This window comes from Roseibium sp. MB-4 (assembly GCF_053005265.1).
In genome coordinates, this window is record NZ_JBRKQB010000001.1 from 2,001,304 (window position 1) to 2,020,101 (window position 18,798).

General features: G+C 57.7%; 15 protein-coding genes. 3 read left to right on the top strand and 12 right to left on the bottom strand.

Going from position 1 to position 18,798, the window contains the following annotated elements:
- Positions 1-96: 96 nt before the first annotated feature.
- Positions 97-1,950, bottom strand: a complete 1,854-nt coding sequence (locus ACVDG4_RS09280) for a glycosyltransferase family 2 protein (RefSeq protein ID WP_447234839.1) — start codon at positions 1,948-1,950, stop codon at positions 97-99.
- A 143-nt stretch (positions 1,951-2,093) separates the two neighbouring features.
- Here ACVDG4_RS09280 and ACVDG4_RS09285 point away from each other — a divergent pair, with 143 nt between their 5' ends.
- Entirely contained in the window at positions 2,094-2,891 is a 798-nt protein-coding gene (locus ACVDG4_RS09285; protein ID WP_447234840.1) for a transporter substrate-binding domain-containing protein, read from the top strand.
- On the opposite strand, the gene ACVDG4_RS09290 is transcribed toward ACVDG4_RS09285, so the two are convergent.
- A complete protein-coding gene (locus ACVDG4_RS09290; RefSeq protein WP_409692066.1) occupies positions 2,885-3,649 on the bottom strand; it encodes a sterol desaturase family protein in 765 nt (254 codons plus the stop codon). The two genes, ACVDG4_RS09285 and ACVDG4_RS09290, sit on opposite strands and share 7 nt — an antisense overlap.
- A gap of 178 nt (positions 3,650-3,827) precedes the next feature.
- Between ACVDG4_RS09290 and ACVDG4_RS09295 the strand changes: the two genes are divergently transcribed.
- The gene (locus ACVDG4_RS09295; RefSeq protein ID WP_447234841.1) at positions 3,828-4,469 is read left to right on the top strand and encodes an alpha/beta family hydrolase; all 642 of its coding nucleotides are present in this window, start codon (positions 3,828-3,830) and stop codon (positions 4,467-4,469) included.
- Between the two features lie 2 nt (positions 4,470-4,471).
- On the opposite strand, the gene ACVDG4_RS09300 is transcribed toward ACVDG4_RS09295, so the two are convergent.
- The 5 genes from ACVDG4_RS09300 to ACVDG4_RS09320 all read right to left on the bottom strand — a co-directional run bounded on the left by ACVDG4_RS09300 (position 4,472) and on the right by ACVDG4_RS09320 (position 12,597).
- On the bottom strand, positions 4,472-7,870 hold the full coding sequence (locus ACVDG4_RS09300; RefSeq protein ID WP_447234842.1) for an efflux RND transporter permease subunit: 3,399 nt from the start codon (positions 7,868-7,870) through the stop codon (positions 4,472-4,474).
- A gap of 12 nt (positions 7,871-7,882) precedes the next feature.
- On the bottom strand, positions 7,883-9,292 hold the full coding sequence (locus ACVDG4_RS09305) for an efflux RND transporter periplasmic adaptor subunit (protein ID WP_447234843.1): 1,410 nt from the start codon (positions 9,290-9,292) through the stop codon (positions 7,883-7,885).
- 192 nt (positions 9,293-9,484) lie between these two features.
- Positions 9,485-10,459 carry an Hsp33 family molecular chaperone gene (locus ACVDG4_RS09310; RefSeq protein ID WP_420338572.1) on the bottom strand — a complete coding sequence of 325 codons (975 nt, stop codon included), beginning with the start codon at positions 10,457-10,459 and terminating at the stop codon, positions 9,485-9,487.
- Positions 10,460-10,471: 12 nt separating this feature from the next.
- Positions 10,472-11,401, bottom strand: a complete 930-nt coding sequence (gene argF, locus ACVDG4_RS09315) for an ornithine carbamoyltransferase (protein WP_447234844.1) — start codon at positions 11,399-11,401, stop codon at positions 10,472-10,474.
- Positions 11,398-12,597, bottom strand: coding sequence for an aspartate aminotransferase family protein (locus tag ACVDG4_RS09320; protein WP_447234845.1), 1,200 nt, complete (start codon positions 12,595-12,597; stop codon positions 11,398-11,400). The genes argF and ACVDG4_RS09320 overlap by 4 nt, the downstream gene beginning before the upstream one ends.
- A gap of 424 nt (positions 12,598-13,021) precedes the next feature.
- On the opposite strand from ACVDG4_RS09320, the gene ACVDG4_RS09325 reads away from it, so the two are divergent.
- Positions 13,022-13,567 (top strand): GcrA family cell cycle regulator, encoded by a 546-nt coding sequence (locus ACVDG4_RS09325; protein WP_447234846.1) that lies wholly within the window; start codon positions 13,022-13,024, stop codon positions 13,565-13,567.
- Between the two features lie 66 nt (positions 13,568-13,633).
- Here the strand turns inward: ACVDG4_RS09325 and phoB are convergent, their stop codons facing one another.
- From phoB to pstC, 5 genes are all read right to left on the bottom strand, one after another.
- A complete protein-coding gene (phoB, locus tag ACVDG4_RS09330; RefSeq protein WP_040451610.1) occupies positions 13,634-14,329 on the bottom strand; it encodes a phosphate regulon transcriptional regulator PhoB in 696 nt (231 codons plus the stop codon).
- Between the two features lie 87 nt (positions 14,330-14,416).
- On the bottom strand, positions 14,417-15,112 hold the full coding sequence (gene phoU / locus ACVDG4_RS09335; protein WP_133948073.1) for a phosphate signaling complex protein PhoU: 696 nt from the start codon (positions 15,110-15,112) through the stop codon (positions 14,417-14,419).
- A 32-nt stretch (positions 15,113-15,144) separates the two neighbouring features.
- Entirely contained in the window at positions 15,145-15,933 is a 789-nt protein-coding gene (gene pstB, locus ACVDG4_RS09340; RefSeq protein WP_286189813.1) for a phosphate ABC transporter ATP-binding protein PstB, read from the bottom strand.
- 21 nt (positions 15,934-15,954) lie between these two features.
- Positions 15,955-17,304 (bottom strand): phosphate ABC transporter permease PstA, encoded by a 1,350-nt coding sequence (gene pstA, locus ACVDG4_RS09345; protein ID WP_306149515.1) that lies wholly within the window; start codon positions 17,302-17,304, stop codon positions 15,955-15,957.
- Positions 17,304-18,776 (bottom strand): phosphate ABC transporter permease subunit PstC, encoded by a 1,473-nt coding sequence (gene pstC, locus ACVDG4_RS09350; protein WP_409689524.1) that lies wholly within the window; start codon positions 18,774-18,776, stop codon positions 17,304-17,306. Before pstC ends, pstA begins: the two co-directional genes overlap by 1 nt.
- Positions 18,777-18,798 lie beyond the last annotated feature (22 nt).

The following is an 18,798-nucleotide window of genomic DNA, read 5'->3' on the forward strand; positions in this document are numbered from 1 at the left end:
GCCTTCAACTGCCTCATAAGCCAGAGGGGAAAGAGATCAGCAGTTTTCGATTTTTCAAGAAAATGGGATGATTACGCTTCGCAACAAGGATAATGCCTATTTTAGTTCCGCTTCGGGCGCCGTTTTCCAATCGGTCAAAGAGGTTCGTTGACGCGATACACCATGTTCCGTCTTGTTCCAACGGTAAGGTGCTGAGGCCAATTCCCAGACGGCTCTGTAAAAGGCGAGACCCGCAAACATCCAGTAGATCAAGACACCCGGTGCGTCGAGCAACCGGATGCCATGCCCGCGCCTGCGGGCACCTGTCCACAAAGCAAACAAAGCGCCGGCATAGCCGGCGGCCGCACCTGATACAAACATCACGGTCAGCACAATATTGCCGAAGAAATAAGTGTGGTCGTAATACCCAAGGAGAGATCCGGTCAGGAGAACCAAGAAAACCGGATGTAGTGCGATCAAGAGAAAAGTGCCGAGGAACAATGCCGCCAAAACGGCTGTTCTGACCGCTCCCAGATCGCTCAGTAACCGTCTCGGTGATCGGGCATGAACGAAAATTGTCTGCAGCCACCCTTTGTGCCAGCGGGCGCGCTGGGCGAGCCAAGCCCTCAAGGTAACCGGCGCTTCTTCCAATGTCTGACACGGCAAGACACCGAGCCGGAACCCCAGCCGTTCGAGCCGGACACCGAGATCAGCGTCTTCGGTAACATTGTACCGGTCCCACCCACCAACAGCATGCAATGCACTGATGCGGAAGTGGTTGGAGGTCCCACCCAGCGGAAACGGCCAACGATGCCTGAACAACCACGGCAACAACTGGTCAAACAGGCAGCCATATTCAAGCGCGAACTGGCGGGAGATGAAGGTCTCGTTGGCGTTATCGACAACCAATCGCGCCTGCAGGCAAGCGAGCTCGGCCGGTCCTCTAGCAAACAGGAAAGCAGCCTTCTTCAGCTGGTCAGGGTCTGGCCTGTCCTCCGCATCGAAGACAGTCACATAAGTTCCGGTGGCTGCTGCCAGACCGTAGTCCAACGCGCGTGGTTTCGTCCGGGGTGTCCCGTCCGGCACCACCAAGGCTTCGATGTGAGACGGCAGATCTTCAGGAAGGGCTGCAGCGGTTTCAAGGTCGTCCGTTTCCATCAGGAGGAGGATCTGAAGCCGGTCGCGCGGATAATTCAGCGCATTTAAGGCTCGTAGTAGATCCGGAACAACACCTGCTTCCCTATAGAGTGGAACAAGAACCGTATATCGCGGCCAAATGATCAGCCCGGAGCTTAAGGGTTCCGGCAAATGGTAGACCAAGTCTTCCTCTTGAGAAGACTGTGCGCAAACAAAGCGGATGATCCCGGCTCCCAAACAGGCCAGCGAAACGACGCCGGTTACGACAAACAACAAAGCCCCGGAAATCATCTGGCTGACACCCAGCACAAAGACAGCAAGAAAACACAGGATCAAAAGGACCGCCGGCAACCGGATATGCCGCGCTGAATAGGACGGAAACCGGATTTCCAATTCTCCGGCCGGTGAATTGGATACATGGGAAGCATATTCGATTGCGGTCGGGGTCGTGATCCGGATTTGCTTGGCAAGAATCGGGTGGCGTTCCAAATGGCGGCGGACCGCGAGAAACTGTCCGGGCTCTGGAGCGATCGCATAAAGCGCCTGGTTCCGGTAAAGCGACAACAGGGTCGGGCCGAACTCCGCCTCCCCTATGGCCAATGGCCGGTCATTCAAGGTGCGCAACCGAAACCCGTTTTCCGGCAAAAACGGTAGATTGCAGAGTTCTGCAAAGGCGCTGTAAAGACACTCCGTAGTGACAATGGCGTGGCGAAGCAGATACTCTTCGAACGGGACGTCATGAACTTGGGCCGCGTCATGAGCCGCTGTTAAAACCGATCGGGGAACGCCACGTGACAACAGTATTTCAAGAACACCCGGCAGACTGTCCTGCATTTCCGTTCCCCCCGCATACTCGATACACGCACTTCTGCCGTAGGGGATCATCAATAAACGAAGCTGAGTTGCTGCCCCCCGGCAAACGGGTATTTGGTGTTACTTTCGTGTTTTTAGTTGCATTACTATTAAATATAATCGCTATGGTTGCAACTTCTGATTTAGCTCGGGCAGATCAACCGGAAATCATCGTTCCAAATTTCTGGGATCACAAAGCTGTTTTTGACCGGCCGAACAACATCCCGGATACAATCCAGTTTCTTGCAACGGACAACTTCCCGCCCTTTGTGTTCCGCGATCCGCAAGGCCGCTTGACAGGGTTCAACATCGACTTGTCCCGTGCCCTATGCCAGGAGCTCGCAATCTCCTGTGCATTGAAAATAAAGGATTTTGAGGTTTTGATCCCGGCCTTGGAGGAGGAAGAGGGAGACGCAATCATCTCAGGCCTTTCCCGGTATTCACCGCGGGCCCGCGACCTGACATTCACCGACGATTACATGAAACTGCCGGCCCGTGTGATCGTTTCAAACTCAGCGGATAACGACTTCGGCGATGCTCCCGAACCCGGCCAAACAGTCGCGGTCCAAGCCGGAACCCGTTACGAAGCCTTTGCACGCAAGTTCTGGCCCAGCGCCGACATCCTGAACTTCCCGTCCACTGCAGAAGCGAGAGAAGCCGTGAAGAATGGGACGGCAGATGCTCATTTTGGTGACGGTCTCAGTCTCTCGTTCTGGCTGCGCAGCCCGGCAGCAGAAAACTGTTGCCGCTTTGCCGGTGGTCCCTGGTTGGAACCGGGTTACTTTGGGGAGGGTATGGCGATTGCTACGCGGAGCGGTGATACCGAGCGGGCCGCAGCATTGAACTATGCCCTAAGGCAGCTGCACCAAAAGGGCGTCTATCAGGAACTGTATCTGCGTTACTTTCCGCTCAGTTTCTACTGATTTTCAGGTGTCTCGGGACGCCGTCCGGACCTCAGAAACGGAATAGCCAGACTGAACGGCAAACTGTGCGCTTTCGGCGTGAGTTCGGGTCCAAGCCCGAGCTCCATGCCATCGTGCCCACGCTCAGGCTGCGGCACATAGGTTCCGAAAATCCGATCCCATACGGAAAGATTGAAGCCGTAGTTCGAATCCGTTTCGCGGCGCTCAACCGAATGATGTACCCGATGCATGTCTGGCGTCACGATCAACACTCTCAGGATCCGGTCGAGCCATCCCGGGAGGGAGGCATTTGCGTGATTGAAGAGTGCTGCGCCATTCAACACGATTTCAAAAACCAGCACCGCTTCCACCGGTCCGCCGAGCGCGACAATGACCGCACCTTTCCAGACAAACGAGAGAAGGATCTCAATCGGATGAAACCGAAGCGCGGTCGAAACATCGACCTCAGCATCTGCGTGGTGCATCCGGTGAATGCGCCAGAACAGCGGCACCTTGTGAGACGCCCAATGTTGAAACCAGACCGCAAGATCCAGAATAACGAAGGTCAGCAACCAGGCCGCAACGCCCGACCAGCCGAGCCAGCCGAACAGGCCCCAGCTATTGTCGAAGGCCAGCATCGCCAGGCCAACACCACCAATTGGAAAGATGAACCGAACCAATGCTGCATCAAGAACGACGAGCGCCCAATTGGTCGGCCAGCGTTTGCTCCGCCCGAGTGGTTGCTCCCGCTTTGGCAATGCGAATTCAACAGCCGCCATCAGGCCAAATATGCCCGCAAAACAGGCCAGCCGGATTGTGTTCGTATCCAGACCTTCCAGTAATCCAGCCGTCTCCACCTGCACCTCGCATCCCTGACTTGCTTTCCTCGCCGAGCATATGTAGTGCACGGACACGATTTCCAGCAATTCACATTCGCGCGGCACAGCAGACAAGACCATGACTGATTTTCTTTGGACCCGGCCGGACACAGACCCCATAGCAACACTACTCCTGGCACATGGGGCCGGCGCACCGATGGATTCCACGTTCATGGAGAAGCTTGCAAGTGCGCTCGCCGAAAACAGGATTGCGAGCGCACGGTTCGAATTTGCTTACATGGCTGGCCGCAGAACTGGCGGCTCCAAGAAACCACCGCCAAAGGCCGACAAACTGATCGGTGAGTTCCAGACTGCCCTGCAGAAGCTCATGCATGAGGCTGAAGGACAGCTTCTGGTAGGCGGGAAATCCATGGGCGGCCGGGTGGCTGCCATGTTGTCCGGTGGCGGTTCCCTGCCCGCCCGTGTCCAAGGTGTCTGTTGTTTCGGTTATCCGTTCCATCCTACCGGCAAGCCGGATGCCGAATGGCGGCTTTCCCCTCTTCAGGACGCCAAGCGCCCGGTACTAATTCTGCAAGGAGATCGCGATCCCTTTGGCAATCAGGCGGAGATTGATGCCATCACTTTGCCCGATGCTGTCGCGCTTAGATATCTGGAAGACGGCAACCACGACTTTGGTCCGCGCGGCAAATCGCCCGCAACGCTTGATGGCAACATCAACGCTGCCGCTCAAGCCGTTGCAGAGTTCGCAGCCGGGCTTTGACACTACTCGGCGGGAGTCAATCCACGTCCGGTCCCAGCAGATGGTGGCACAGGTCTCTGGCGCAGCTGAAAAAGACCGGCGATATCGTCGCCAATCTTCAGGAGAGCCGGCACCAGCACCAAAACCAGCGCTGTTGCCGTTGCCAAACCGAACACGATCGTGATGGCCATGGGTAGCAGGAACTGCGCCTGCAGGCTGGTCTCAAACATCAGCGGCAACAACCCGCCGATGGTGGTCATTGAGGTCAACAACACAGCGCGCAAGCGATCGCAGCTTGAACTGATTGCAGCTGAATCCAGGTCCTCGCCACTCTTGCGCCGTTCCTCGAAACGGGCGACCAAAATGATCGAGTTGTTGACCAGGATCCCGGCAAGTCCGAGCAAACCGATCATGCTGAGAATGGTGAGCTTAAAGCCCATCAGGTAGTGGCCGACAATTGCGCCGACGATGCCAAACGGTATGATCGACATGACAACGAGCGGCCGGGAATAACTGCCGAAAATCGCAGCAAGGATGATATAGATCCCTGCGATTGCCATGAGCACACCGGTCAGGAGCTCGGAGAACGCATTCGCCTGCTCCTCTGCCCTGCCCGCAAACGAATACTCCAGACCGTAGGTTCTTGCGAGATTGGGCAGGAAGGCTTCCTGAAGCTCGGCAATGATTTGGTTGTTCGACGTCACCGTGCTGTCGATGTCGGCGACCACGGAGACAACCGTCTTGCCATCCCGGCGCAGGATCACCGAGAAGCCTTGCGCATCGGTCAGGTTGACGACTTCTGTGAGCGGTACGAATTCACCGCCCGGTGTTCGCAAGGACAGCTGCCGCAGGGCCGCTGTACCGTCGACATCGATTTGCTGACGAACCCGAACGGTCACCTCTTCATCGCCTTCGGCAAACCTCCGGGCGATGTTGCCTTCGAATGCATTGCGGATTTGCCGCGCTGCACTTTCCACCGTGAACCCGAGCGCCCGTCCGCGTGGCGTCAGCTCAACCAGCAGCTCCGGCTTGCCATAGGGCAAATCATCCTCAACACCGCTGGTTCCCGGGAAGGCAGACAGTTCCTGCTGCAGCTCCCGTGCTGCCGCCTTCAGATCCTGAAGCGATGCTCCGGTCAGCCGGATATCTAGATCCCGCCCCGGGGGACCGCCGCGCCGTTCGGCGATCGCAACGCGGGAGATGCCTGGAATCTCCGGAACGGCTGCCCGCCACGCATTGACAATGGCCGGCGTCCTGACAGTCCGCTCCTCGGACCGGCTGAGCTGAACGGTGATGTTTGCGACATTGTCCCCACGGTTGTTGCCCGCAACACCAAGCGTTGCGTAGGTCGCAACGACAAGTCTCGAACCAGCGCCGCCGGTGAGCTCCGCTTCCGCTTCTTTCAGGGCGTCCTCAATCTTGATGATCCCAGCAATCGCCTGATCTTCCGGGATGCCAGCATGGAAAAAGATAGAGGCAGTCAGGTTTTCCGCTTCTGGCGAGGGAAAGAATGTAAAGCCCACACGGCCACCCCGGACGAGCCCCACAGCCAGCACCATGGCGGCGACCGCGACCGCGAAGGTGACATACCGCCAGTTCACCGCGACCTTCACAAAGGCATGGAAGGGATAATCGCGGACCCAGTTGAAGCCAACGTCAAACCCGCGGCGGAACCAGCTTGGCTGGCCGCTGCGGCGGGACCCAGCCCGTGATCGGCGCATGACACTCAGAAAAGCTTCAAATCCGACTGCAAGCGTAAAACAGACCGCGACAACAATCGCCTCGAACGGAACCAAACCGACGGTGTCCTTGAGGGCGCGCAAGGGATCATCGATCACATCCAGGAACGGGGGAACCGACATGTCCGGCTGGTTGACAAGCGCGCTCAGGAACAGCGCCGGCGCACCCGCAAGAAGAACGACACGCCACCAGTTCCAGCGCGGCCGGCTGCCGAGGGCATGCGACAGGTGACCCGGAAGGATCATGAAACATTCGATCAAGGATGCGATGACAACAGCGACCACAACGACGGGCAGCGTTCCCATGATTTGACCGAGCACATCACTGATCAGGAGGATCGGCACAAAGGCCGCGATTGTCGTCAGGCTTGCGGCAAAGATCGGCGCCAGCATCGTAGTTGCCCCGTTGACAGCCGCATCTTCAGGATTGTCACCCATGGCTTGCCGGGTCGCCGTATGCTCGCCGACCACAATCGCATCATCAACAATCACACCAAGCATCATGATAAGGGCGAACATGGAGATCATGTTGATGCTCTCGCCCATCAGCCACATGATCCCGAGCGTTGCCATCATGGCGACCGGAATGCCAGCTGCGACCCAAAGCGCGATCCGTGCGTTGAGGAACAAGAACAAAATCCCGACGACGAGCACGAGACCGGTGAGCCCGTTTTCGACAAGCAGATTGATGCGGCCCTTCACGGCGTCGGCCCGGACGTCGTATTTCAGGATTTCGAGTGACTGCGGCAGCTGAGGCGTGATTTCTGCCAAATAGTCATCGACGATCTGCGCCGCCTTCAATGTGTCTGTGGTCTCGGCTCGAAGAATGTCGAGTTCAATTGCGCGCGCGCCCTGAGAAAAACCCTGGTTTTCGCTTTCGTCAAAATCCCGGACGACCGTACCGATATCCTCAACCTTGGTCTTTTCGCCCGATGCAAAAGACTTCACCTCAACGCGGCCAACAGCCTCCGGAGACCGATCCTCAGATAAGGCCCTGATCTGCCGTTCGACACCTCCGTCGAGATTGCCGGCAGGCAAATCAACCGTGTTTCCGGCAATCTGGGTGGCCACATCCGAAACGGTCAGATCCAGCCGGCGGAGTTCGCGTTCCGGTATTTCAACGAGATACTCCGGCGACCGGTACCCCTTGAGCTCAACCTTGTCGATGCCACGGGCGAGCAGGTCATCGCGCATCTGCCGCGCAAAGACTTTCAGCGCCTGCTCCGGGAACGGACCACGAAGGGCAAGCGTTGCCACGCCGTCTGTAAAGTTTGCCGCCGATACGACGGGCGTTTCGGAATCCACGGGAAGCGTCGTGACCGCAGAGACGGCCTGTTCGACATCCGACAAAGCCTTTTGCATGTCGGTGCCTTCGAAGAACTCCATCCGCACCGAGGCGCTGCCTTCGCGGCCGTAGGACGTCAATTCCTTCATGCCATCAATGAACCGGAGTTCGGGCTCGATAACTTCAAGAATGTTGGACGACACGTCCTCCGCACTGGCTCCCGGCCAGGCAACCGAAACGGAGATGCTGTCGATCTTGACGGTTGGAAAGAACTGCGTATTTAGCTTCGCAAGGCCGTAGGCGCCAAAGAGCACCATGATCGCCATGATCAGGTTGGCTGCATTCGGGTGCCGGACAAGAACTTCCATGATGCCGCGGGGTTCCATAGGGCGTGCCATGTCGTCCCCCTTTTACTGCGCAACCGTAGCAGATTGATCTGCAGGCTCAGCAGCTTGGTTCGGCGCCGGTTGCTCAGCGTTCACATCGCTGACCAGCAGTCCTTCGCCAGCTTCCGGGATACGCGTCACCAACAAGGTTTCATCGGATTTCAGGTCACCGCGCACGAGTATGAAGCCGTCGTCAATTGCAAGTGCGTTCACTGATCTGGCCTGAAGGCGATTGTCTTCAACGACATAGACAGTCCCCTGGCCATAATAAGCTGTTTCCGGGATGCGAAAGCTGTCGGCATAGGTTCTGTCCGGAACCGCCACTTCAACGAAGGCACCCGGGCGCAGCGGAACAGCCGCTCCGGATGCATTAATGCGGGCTATCAGATCAACGCCGCCCCGGTCGCTTGCGACATCCGCTCCAATCCGTGTAACTGTCGCTGGATAAGTGACAGGCTGATCCCCGAGATTCCAGATCACGTCGACCGGGCGCCCGACAACTGTACCGCTGTCTTCGAGCAAGCGGCCGTACTGGTTGTCCGACAGGGTCAGCCGGACTTCGAATTCGCTGCTGTCATAGAGGGATACGATTGCATCATTTACGCTGATGAGGCGTCCCGGCTCGGCCGCTGACGAACGCACGATCGCATCGAATGGTGCCGTGAGGACGGTGTTCTCCAACTGGCGCTGAGCGTTTTCAAGGCGCCATTCCAGGCGCTCGACAGTCGCCTTTTGCTGAACGACCTTTGCCTCTTCCAAAGCCAACGTGTTTTCAGACCGTTCAACACTTTGCTGGCGCTGGGACACGATCAGCTTACGGTCGTCAACCGTTCGCTCTGTTGCCGCACCGCGTCCGAGAAGCTCCTCTGCCCGCTCCAGATCACGTTGCGCAAACTCCAGCTGTTCTCCGGCACGAACCAGATTGGCCTTTTCAAGCGCAACACGGCCCTCGTTTTCCACCAGTGCGGCTTGCGCTTCAGCAAGGTTGGCACGGGCTTCAGTCACGGCCCCTTCATAGTCGAAACGATCAATCACAACCAGGGTATCGCCGCGCTCGACTTTACCGCCCGCCTTCAAATCTGGATGAACTTCGACAATCTCGCCGCCGACCAGCGCCCGCAAATCGACTTCCCGGCCAGCCTGGGTCTGGCCGTAAACGGAGATCAACGGCGCATAATCGCCTTGTTGAACTGTGGTGGTTTCAACCGCATAACTTTTTTCCTGAACAGGCCGCTTCGGCACGTCCGGGCGGGTCGCGATGAGCTGATTCATGCCCTTGAAGGCACCGAAGAGAATGGCAAACGCCAAAGCCGTTTGAAGCAGCGCTTTCAGAACCAGCTTGGTGCGCTCCATCGGTGTCCGTGTTCGCGCTGCGGGCGGAAGGACTTCAGGACTTGGCGGCTTGCCGGTTTCCGGTTCAACGGACTGCAACATACTCAAGCTTTCTCACAGGTGCGAATGCGACGGCTCTAAACTATACGCGAACCGTGGGCATAAGATTACTTTGCACCGCAAAAAATCAAGGTTTTCAGCGCAGAAACGCGCCTTTGAGGCCGGAATTCGTGTATCCAAATGTATCAGCGGATACAGTCTGCAGGCCAGATGTCACCGGCCTGCAGTATGTTCTCAGCGGTCAAATTCGTATGTGGTGCTGCAGAATTCGCACGTCACAACGATCTTGCCATCAACTGTGACTTCTTCCACTTCGTCTGCGCTAAAGTTTGCCAAAACATTGGCAACTTTGTCGCGCGAGCAACGGCACTTGTCGGCAATCGGCTGGGCATCGAAAAGCCGGACCCCGCGCTCATGAAACAACCGGTAGAGCAGCGTTTCGACGCTGACTTCAGGATCGGTCAGCTCCACATCCTGGACCGTATCGACAAGTGCCTTGGCCTCGACCCAGGCATCATCTTCGTCAATTTCGTGACGCACGGTTCCCGCCGGCGCATCACCCGGATCGATGTCCGCCTGACGCATCCGTTCCGGCGCTTCAGGCAGGAACTGAATTAGTAAGCCACCGCCTGTCCAGGATTTGACCGGCGCATCTCCGTCCTGCCGGGTGTAGAGTTCACCGACAGCCAAACGGACTTCGGTCGGGATCTGCTCAGATCGCTCGAAGTACCGGCGCGCGACCTCTTCCAATGAGATACCATTCAGCTCGACCAAACCCTGGTAGCGCTGCATATGCTTGCCCTGATCGATGGTCATCGCCAGATGACCATGCCCGAGCAGGGCTTCTGGCGTGGCAGCACCGGCATCTATCAACCCGGCAACACGCTCTGCGTCGAACGTTGCGCAAGCACGGATTGCGTCCGGCGTTTCAAAATCGACGACCAGCATCGATACCGGACCCTGCGTCTGGGTCTGGAGTGTAAACCGCCCGTCGAACTTCAGAGAGGTTCCGAGCAGGCTTGTCAGGACAATGGCTTCCGCCAGAAGCCGGGATACCGGCTCCGGATAATCATGGCGTCCAAGAATTTTCTCAAGGATGGGGCCAAGCGCAACACTGCGCCCGCGGACATCCAGTCCTTCCACGGCAAAGGGCCGGACAGCGTCCAGCCCTGCGGGCTTGATGCCCAGTTCTTCCAAATTTAATGCCACTTTGGCTACGCCTTAAGCTGCGCCGAAACACCAGGCCAAAATGCCCTTTTGAGCATGGAGCCGGTTTTCGGCTTCGTCAAACACGACAGAGTTGGGACCGTCCATGACCTCGTTGGTGACTTCCTCGCCGCGGTGTGCCGGAAGGCAATGCATAAACAGTGCATCACCATTTGCCTCCGCCATCAGACGTTCATTTACCTGATAGGCACTCAGCAGGTTGTGACGGCTTTCGGCGTCGTCGTCGCCCATCGACACCCAGCAATCGGTGACGACACAGTCGGTCCCTTTGACAGCCTCATATGGGTCCTCGGTGACCAGAATGGAACCACCCTTGGCACGGGCGGTCTCAATCAGATCCTGCGGTGGGGCCAGTTCGGCCGGGGTAGCGATGCGCAGCTCAAAATCAAGACGCGGTGCGGCATGCACCCAGGACGCCAGAACATTGTTGCTGTCGCCGGTCCAGGCAATGCTGCGCCCGGATATGCCGCCACGATGCTCTTCGAAGGTCATGATGTCTGCCATGATCTGGCATGGATGCGAGATCTTGGTCAGGCCATTGATCACCGGAATGGTCGCGTTTTCAGCCAGTTCATTGAGGGCTTCGTGGTTCAGGATCCGGATCATGACGCCGTCGACGAACCGGGACAGCACCTTCGCCGTGTCAGCAATGGTCTCGCCCCGGCCCAGCTGCATCTCCGCACCGGTCAGCATCAACGTCTCACCGCCGAGTTCGCGCATTCCAACATCAAAGGAAATGCGGGTCCGTGTCGATGGCTGTTCGAAAATCATGGCGAGGACTTTGCCGGCGAGCGGCCCCTCACCCCGGCGAACGCCGTTGCGGGTTGCCTTGATCTTCTTTCCGGTTTCCAGAATAGCGCGCAGATCATCGCCCTCGAATTGGGTCAGATCCAGGAAGTTTTTGTACGCTCCGTTGGCGGTCATTCGGCCGCTCCTTCCAACAACTTTCTCTCAACGGCCACTGCGGCCTTCTCCAGCCGATCAACCGCATCGGAAATCTCTTCTTCCGAGATGGTCAGTGGCGGCAGGATCCGAACGACGTTGTCACCGGCCGGGACAGCAAGAATGCCCGCTTCGCGCGCGGCGGCGACATAGTCTCCCACCGGCGCGGTGCACTTGATGCCGAGCATCAGACCATTGCCCCGGACAGCCTCAAACACCTTCGGGTGGCTATCGACCAGCCCGGAAAGCTTTTGCTTGAAGGAGAGGCCCTTCTTTTGAACCTCTTCCAGAAAACCATCTGCAAGGATGACGTCCAAAACCGCATTGCCAACAGCCATGGCGAGCGGATTGCCACCGAAGGTCGTGCCGTGGGTTCCAGGAGCCAGCGCAGACGCAACTTCTTCGGTCGCAAGACAAGCGCCCATCGGGAACCCGCTGCCGATGCCCTTGGCGACGGCCATCAGATCCGGATCAACGCCAGTCCACTGATGCGCGAACATTTTTCCGGTCCGGCCGACACCCGTCTGGATTTCGTCAAAGATCAGCAGGGCTCCGGTTTCATCACAAAGCTTACGCAGAGCGCGCAGGAATTCGTAGTCGACTTCCCGAATGCCGCCCTCGCCTTGGATGGGTTCGATCGCGATCGCTGCGGTTTGCGGACCGACCATGGCTTTCAAGGCCTCCAAGTCCCCGCTGGGCACCTGATCGAAGCCCGGGGCCTTCGGTCCGAAACCTTCCAGATATTTCGCCTGGCCACCTGCTGCGATCGTGCCGAGTGTCCGGCCATGGAAAGCGCCTTCAAAGGTCACGATCTGATACCGGTCCTGCTCATTGCGGTCATAGTGATAACGCCGGGCACACTTGATCGCCGCTTCCATTGCTTCGGCGCCGGAATTCACGAACAGTACCTTGTCAGCAAATGTTGCATCGGTGAGGCGCTGCGCAAACCGCGCGCCATCCGGCATCTGGTGCAGATTGGAAATATGCCAGAGCTTGGCCGCCTGATCCTGAAGAGCCTGGACCAGATGCGGATGAGCATGTCCGAGCGAATTTACCGCGATCCCGGACCCGCAATCGAGAAATCGTCGGCCGTCACTCGTAACAAGCCAGACACCTTCCCCGTGATCGAATGACAGGTTCGATCTTGCGTAGTTTCCAAAAAGCGCGGACGCGGACATACCTCTTTAGTCTCCTTTGGCCGCCGGAAGCGCCACTGGTATCGGACCGTCGGAACTCCGGGGCATCGCCTTAATTACAGGCCAAAAACGCAATGTGCCGCCAAAGCGGCGGCACGTTGCAAGATCCTTATACACTGCCGAGGTCCCCGCCTGTCAATGGAAATGGCCATTGCCGGGGTTCGGGCTGTTTTATGTAAAAGTCTCAAGGACCTCGCATCTGTTGGGGAAAAGTCCGTTCATCCCCAACTCACTGCAGCCTGACGGTTGCTTCACAAATTAACGTTATTGTAACCTTTGACTAATCAGACACGACATCTCGTGCGGCGTATCAAATAGAGGCACAAGATATGCCATAATGGACTTGCGTTCGCGTGTCCAATAACGGGATTTTGGCCAGTCACTGGCCTTGGCAAGGGGTGCGGCAATGAGTTGGACGAACGAACGAGTTGAGCTTTTGAAGAAGCTCTGGAGCGATGGTTTGAGTGCAAGCCAGATTGCGGGTGAGCTTGGCGGTGTCACCCGGAACGCGGTGATTGGCAAGGTACACCGGCTTGGTCTTTCCGGCCGCGCAAAGTCTTCTTCTTCAAGCGCGAAACCGCGCCGTCCCCGCACAACGGCCAATCCGGCGTCTCAATCGGCACCGAAACGTCCGCAAACACAGCCGCAGACCCAAGGTTCCGCAGCGCTGAAGATGGAGCCGACGCCAGCCCCGGTCGCAGAGGTTCAACCCGTTGCAGAACCGATCGCTGACGTTGTTCCGATGTCCAAGCGGGCGACTATCCTGACGTTAACTGAGCGCACCTGTAAGTGGCCGATCGGCGATCCGGCGACAGAAGACTTCTACTTCTGCGGTCAGGTTTCCGAAGCCGGCGTTCCCTACTGCCCCTACCACTGCAAGATCGCTTACCAGCCGGTCGCAGACCGCCGCCGGAGCGCCAACAACAAGACCAGTGTTGCCCAGGCTTCCTGATCTCGAAATACCCAAGAAAAAGCCCGCCGATTTGGCGGGCTTTTTTGTTTGTCTTGAAAGTCTCGATCAGGCTGCCGTGAACTGGTCGTTGAAGGCATAACCAGCCCCGCGCACCGTGCGGATCGGGTCTTTCGCCTTGCCCTTGTTCAGCGCTTTGCGCAGCCGGCCTACGTGAACATCGACCGTGCGTTCATCCACATACACATCGTGCCCCCAAACACCATCCAAGAGCTGTTCGCGTGAAAAGACCCGGCCTGGTGCGGTCATCAGGAATTCCAGAAGGCGAAACTCTGTTGGCCCCAAATGGATTTCCTTGGTGCTGCGCCGGACGCGGTGTGTTTCCCGGTCAAGTTCGATGTCGCCGGAGCGCAGCATCGTGGACACCACCTCCGGGCTTGCCCGCCGCAAGATCGCGCGGACACGCGCCATCAGTTCGGGCACTGAGAACGGTTTGACCACGTAGTCGTCCGCTCCGGTCGACAGGCCTCTGATGCGCTCGGCTTCCTCGCCGCGCGCCGTGAGCATGATGACCGGCAAGCGCTCGGTGTCTTCGCGTGCCCGCAGGCGCCGGCACAGTTCGATTCCGGACAGTCCGGGCAACATCCAGTCCAGCAACAAAAGGTCCGGCTGGGTTTCCCGGAGGCGGATTTCCGCCTCGTCGCCGCGGACACAGGTCTCGACGGCGTATCCTTCAGCTTCCAGATTGTACCGCAACAGAAGGCTCAACGGTTCTTCGTCTTCGACGATGAGGACCTTCGGCATGAATTCTCGCTCCAATTCCCTCAGCCGGCACTAAAGCGCCGGCTTACAGTTCCTGCTTCACAACCCGCTCAGGCGGGCTCTGGCAACTCACATAGCGCCGGTTTCATCAACCTTGGTGCGGTCTTCCGGAAGCCGCTCGCCCGTCACCATGAAGAAGACGTTTTCGGCAATGTTGGTGGCATGATCGCCGATCCGCTCGATATTCTTCGCACAGAATAGAAGATGGACGCAGGAGGTGATCACCCGTGGATCTTCCATCATGTACGTCAGAAGTTCGCGGAACAGAGAGGTGTAGATCGCATCGACTTCGGCATCAGCTTCCTGCACGTGGCGCGCAGCCTCTGCATTGCGTCCGGTGTAGGCATCCAGAACCTTTTTCAGCTGCCCAAGGGCTAGCTCGGTCATGTGCTCCACGCCGATTGCCAACTTCTTGCTCTGAATGTCGTTGTCGATTGCGATTGCCCGCTTGGCAACGTTCTTTGCAAGATCGCCAACACGCTCCAGATCGTTCGCGATCCGGCTGGCGGCTGTGATTTCGCGCAGATCTTGCCCCATCGGCTGACGGCGCACGATCATTGCAATCAGGCCTTCCTCGACGTCCTGGTGCAGCGCATCAAGACGGCGATCCTGATCAATCACGCGGCGCGCCAAATCAGTGTCCCCGGACACGAGGGCGGAAACGGCTTCTGCAAATGCTTTTTCTGCAAGACCGCCCATTTCAGCGATCCGGCCGGCCATGACGTTCAATTCGTCATCATAAGCCGTGACTGTATGTTCAGACATCCTGTGTCCCTTCGAAAAAATGTGCGATCCGGTTAACCGAAGCGGCCGGTAATGTAGTCCTGCGTACGCTTGTCCACCGGGTTGGTGAAGATATCCTGTGTTGGACCTTCTTCAACCAGAATTCCCAAGTGGAAGAATGCAGTGCGCTGAGACACGCGAGCGGCCTGCTGCATGGAGTGCGTTACGATCACGATCGTGTAGTTCTCGCGCAACTCGTCGATCAGCTCCTCAACCTTGGCGGTCGCGATCGGATCGAGAGCGGAACACGGCTCATCCATCAGGATCACTTCCGGGCTAACGGCAATCGCGCGTGCAATACACAGGCGCTGCTGCTGACCACCGGACATGCCGGTCCCAGGTTCGTCGAGACGATCCTTGGCTTCTTCCCAAAGACCCGCCTTTTGCAGGCTGGAGGCCACGATGTCATCAAGCTCAGCCCGGTTCCGGGCCAGACCGTGAATGCGCGGGCCGTAGGCTACGTTGTCGTAGATCGATTTCGGGAACGGGTTCGGCTTCTGGAACACCATTCCGACCTTGGCGCGCAACTGCACCGGATCGACTTTCGGATCGTAGATGTCTTCGCCGTCGATCTGGATGGAGCCTTCGACCCGGCAGATATCGATCGTGTCGTTCATGCGGTTGATGGTCCGCAAGAATGTCGACTTGCCACACCCGGACGGGCCAATGAAGGCCGTGACCGAACGCGGCTGGATTTCAATATCCACGTCCTTGATCGCGTGCGTGTCGCCGTAATAGACCTGCACTTTGTTGGCTGAAATCTTGCTGTCGGTCATATCTGTCGCCTGTTCAATTTTCGGCATGTCATTCATGGGTACGCCTCCTTACCAGCGACGCTCAAACCTGCGGCGCAGGATAATCGCGAGGATGTTCATAGACAGAAGGAAGATCAGGAGGACGATGATACCGCCCCAGGCTTTCTCATAGAACGCGAAGTCCGAACGGGCCGCCCAGGTGTAGATCTGAGCAGGCATTGCGGAGTTCGGGTCCATAAATCCGGAAACGAAACCGTCCGGATATCCGCGGGCCACAAAGCCGACCATCCCGATGAGAAGCAGCGGTGCTGTTTCACCAAGAGCCTGAGCCAGACCGATGATGGTTCCGGTCAAGATGCCTGGCATCGCCAAGGGCAAAACATGATGGAACACGGCCTGCATTTTTGAGGCTCCAACGCCCAGGGCTGCGTCGCGGATGCTTGGCGGCACGGCCTTCAGCGAGGCGCGTGTGGAGATGATGATTGTGGGCAGCGTCATAAGTGTCAAAACAAGACCGCCAACGATCGGCGCCGATTGCGGCAAGTGCATGAACTGGATGAACACCGCAAGACCAAGAATACCGAAGACGATGGACGGAACGGCCGCAAGGTTCGAGATGTTCACCTCGATCAAATCAGTGAACTTGTTCTGCGGTGCAAACTCTTCAAGATAGATGGATGCAGCCACCCCAATCGGCAGGGACAGGAACAAGACCACCAGCATCATGAAGAACGATCCGACCACAGAGGCTCCGATGCCGGCACCGCCCGGATTGTCCACGCCGGAGTCTGCCCCGGTGATGAACGGCCAGTTGAAGACCGTCTGGATAATCCCGCTCTCGACCAGCACATCGACCAGATCCAGATCGGATTTCTGGAGGAACCGGCTGTCTGTGATGTTGTCCCGGGTCAGGCGGCCATTCATGTAACCATCAACACGGGAGGATGCCGCCAGTTCGAAGGCAACCGGCTGACCAAGCTGGTCCGGGTTCGCCCGGTAGAACTCGCGAATGGTGCTTCCCGGCTTGCCGACAATCCGCTCAATAGCAGCAATATCGAACGGAACCTGGATGTCCTTTTGCTCAAACTGCGCGCTCATCGCTTCAGTGAACACAGCCTCGTAAGCCCGTGTCTTGAAGAGCTGGCTTTCAGCATCGTCGAACTGTTCTTGGGTGACCGTAAACTCAACAGTCAGGACGGTCCGCGTAAAGGCTGGAATGCCTTCGCTAATGATTGAGTAGGCAAGGACGACCAAGAAAAACAGACCGGCTCCGATAGCGGCAATGCCGTAAGCCTGAAAGCGTTTCTCGGACGCATTGCGTTTCTTTGTCAGCTCGTCCGTCGCATACAGTGAGCGCGGCTGTGCTGACGTTTTTTCAGGCGCTTTTGCACCTTCTGGAGAAAGAGTTGCGTCGGTCATCAGTCATACTGCTCCCGGTATTTGCGCACGATGTAGAGCGCGACAATGTTCAAACCGAGCGTCACCACAAAGAGCGTCATGCCCAGCGCAAAGGCGACCAGCGCCACCGGGGATGCAAAGTCTGCATCGCCCGTCAGCTGGCTGACGATCTTCGCTGTCACTGTTGTCATTGCATCGAAAGGATTGAGGCTGAGGCGCGCTGCGGCACCCGCACCTAGCACCACGATCATCGTTTCACCGATGGCTCGGGAGGCTGCCAGCAGGATCGCACCAACGATACCCGGAAGGGCAGCCGGCAGAATGACCTGCTTGACGGTTTCGGACTTGGTCGCACCCAGGCCATAAGAGCCGTCACGCATGGCTTGCGGAACCGCGTTGATGATATCGTCAGAGAGCGAACTCACGAATGGGATCAGCATGATGCCCATCACGAGGCCGGCGGTCATCACTGCCGTACCGGACTGCATAATCCCGGCCCCGTCCGGCCCAAAGACCGAGACAAGAAGCGGGCCGACTGTCAGCAGCGCAAAGAGACCGTAAACGATGGTCGGAATGCCGGCGAGGATCTCAAGAAGCGGCTTGGCGACGGCGCGCACCTTCGGTCCGGCGTACTCTGAGAGGTATACCGCAGCAAACAGCCCGATCGGGACAGCCACGGCCAGGGCGACGAACGAGATGTAGAACGTGCCCCACAAGAGCGGGATAATACCGAGTTGTGAATTGCCACCGCGTCCTGAGAAAGTTGGTGACCACGTCAGGCCGAAGAAGAAGTCGAATGCAGGGTAGAGCCGAAAGAACTCAACCGTGTTGAACACCAGCGAAAACACGATCCCGGCAGTGGTCAGGATCGCGATTGATGCGGCCGAGATCAAAAGTGCCTTGATGCCCCGTTCAACCGTGTTCCTGGCGCGGAAGTCTGCCCGGGATTCATAAAGCCCCCATGCCGCCCCGGCCAAAGCCGCAAGGATGACGACAATCGACATCATGAAATTGCCGGTGGCGTTCAGAACCCGGTACTCTTGGGCTGCCCGGAGGATCGGCTGGGTGATCTGAGACGTGACGACCTGCCCCGCCTCTTTCAGCCGTGCCGTGACATCGTTGAAGTCGGCACGGGCATTGCGCGCGAAGTCTTCCGTAATCAGCCCTTGAGCAACGGCGTTGTCCAAACCGCGCGCAGCACGGCGCACTTCGGCAAGCACAAGCCCACGCGACGACCCTTCCGCGATCTCGCTGTCCGGGATCAAACCTGAAACACTGTTGTTAACGATCAAAGGCTGCGCCAGCAGCCATAGGACCAGAATGAGGAAGGCAGGAACCACCACCTTCATTGCGACGTTTGAGCCGTAATACGAAGGAAGCGAATGGAGCTTTATCTGCTCGCCCCCTGCGCTTGCTAAAGCTCGACCACGTCCGAGTACGTACCCCACCACCGCAATGGCGAGTACGATCAAGATGAGCCAGACCACAGGCATCTGCTTCCCCGGATTTTATATG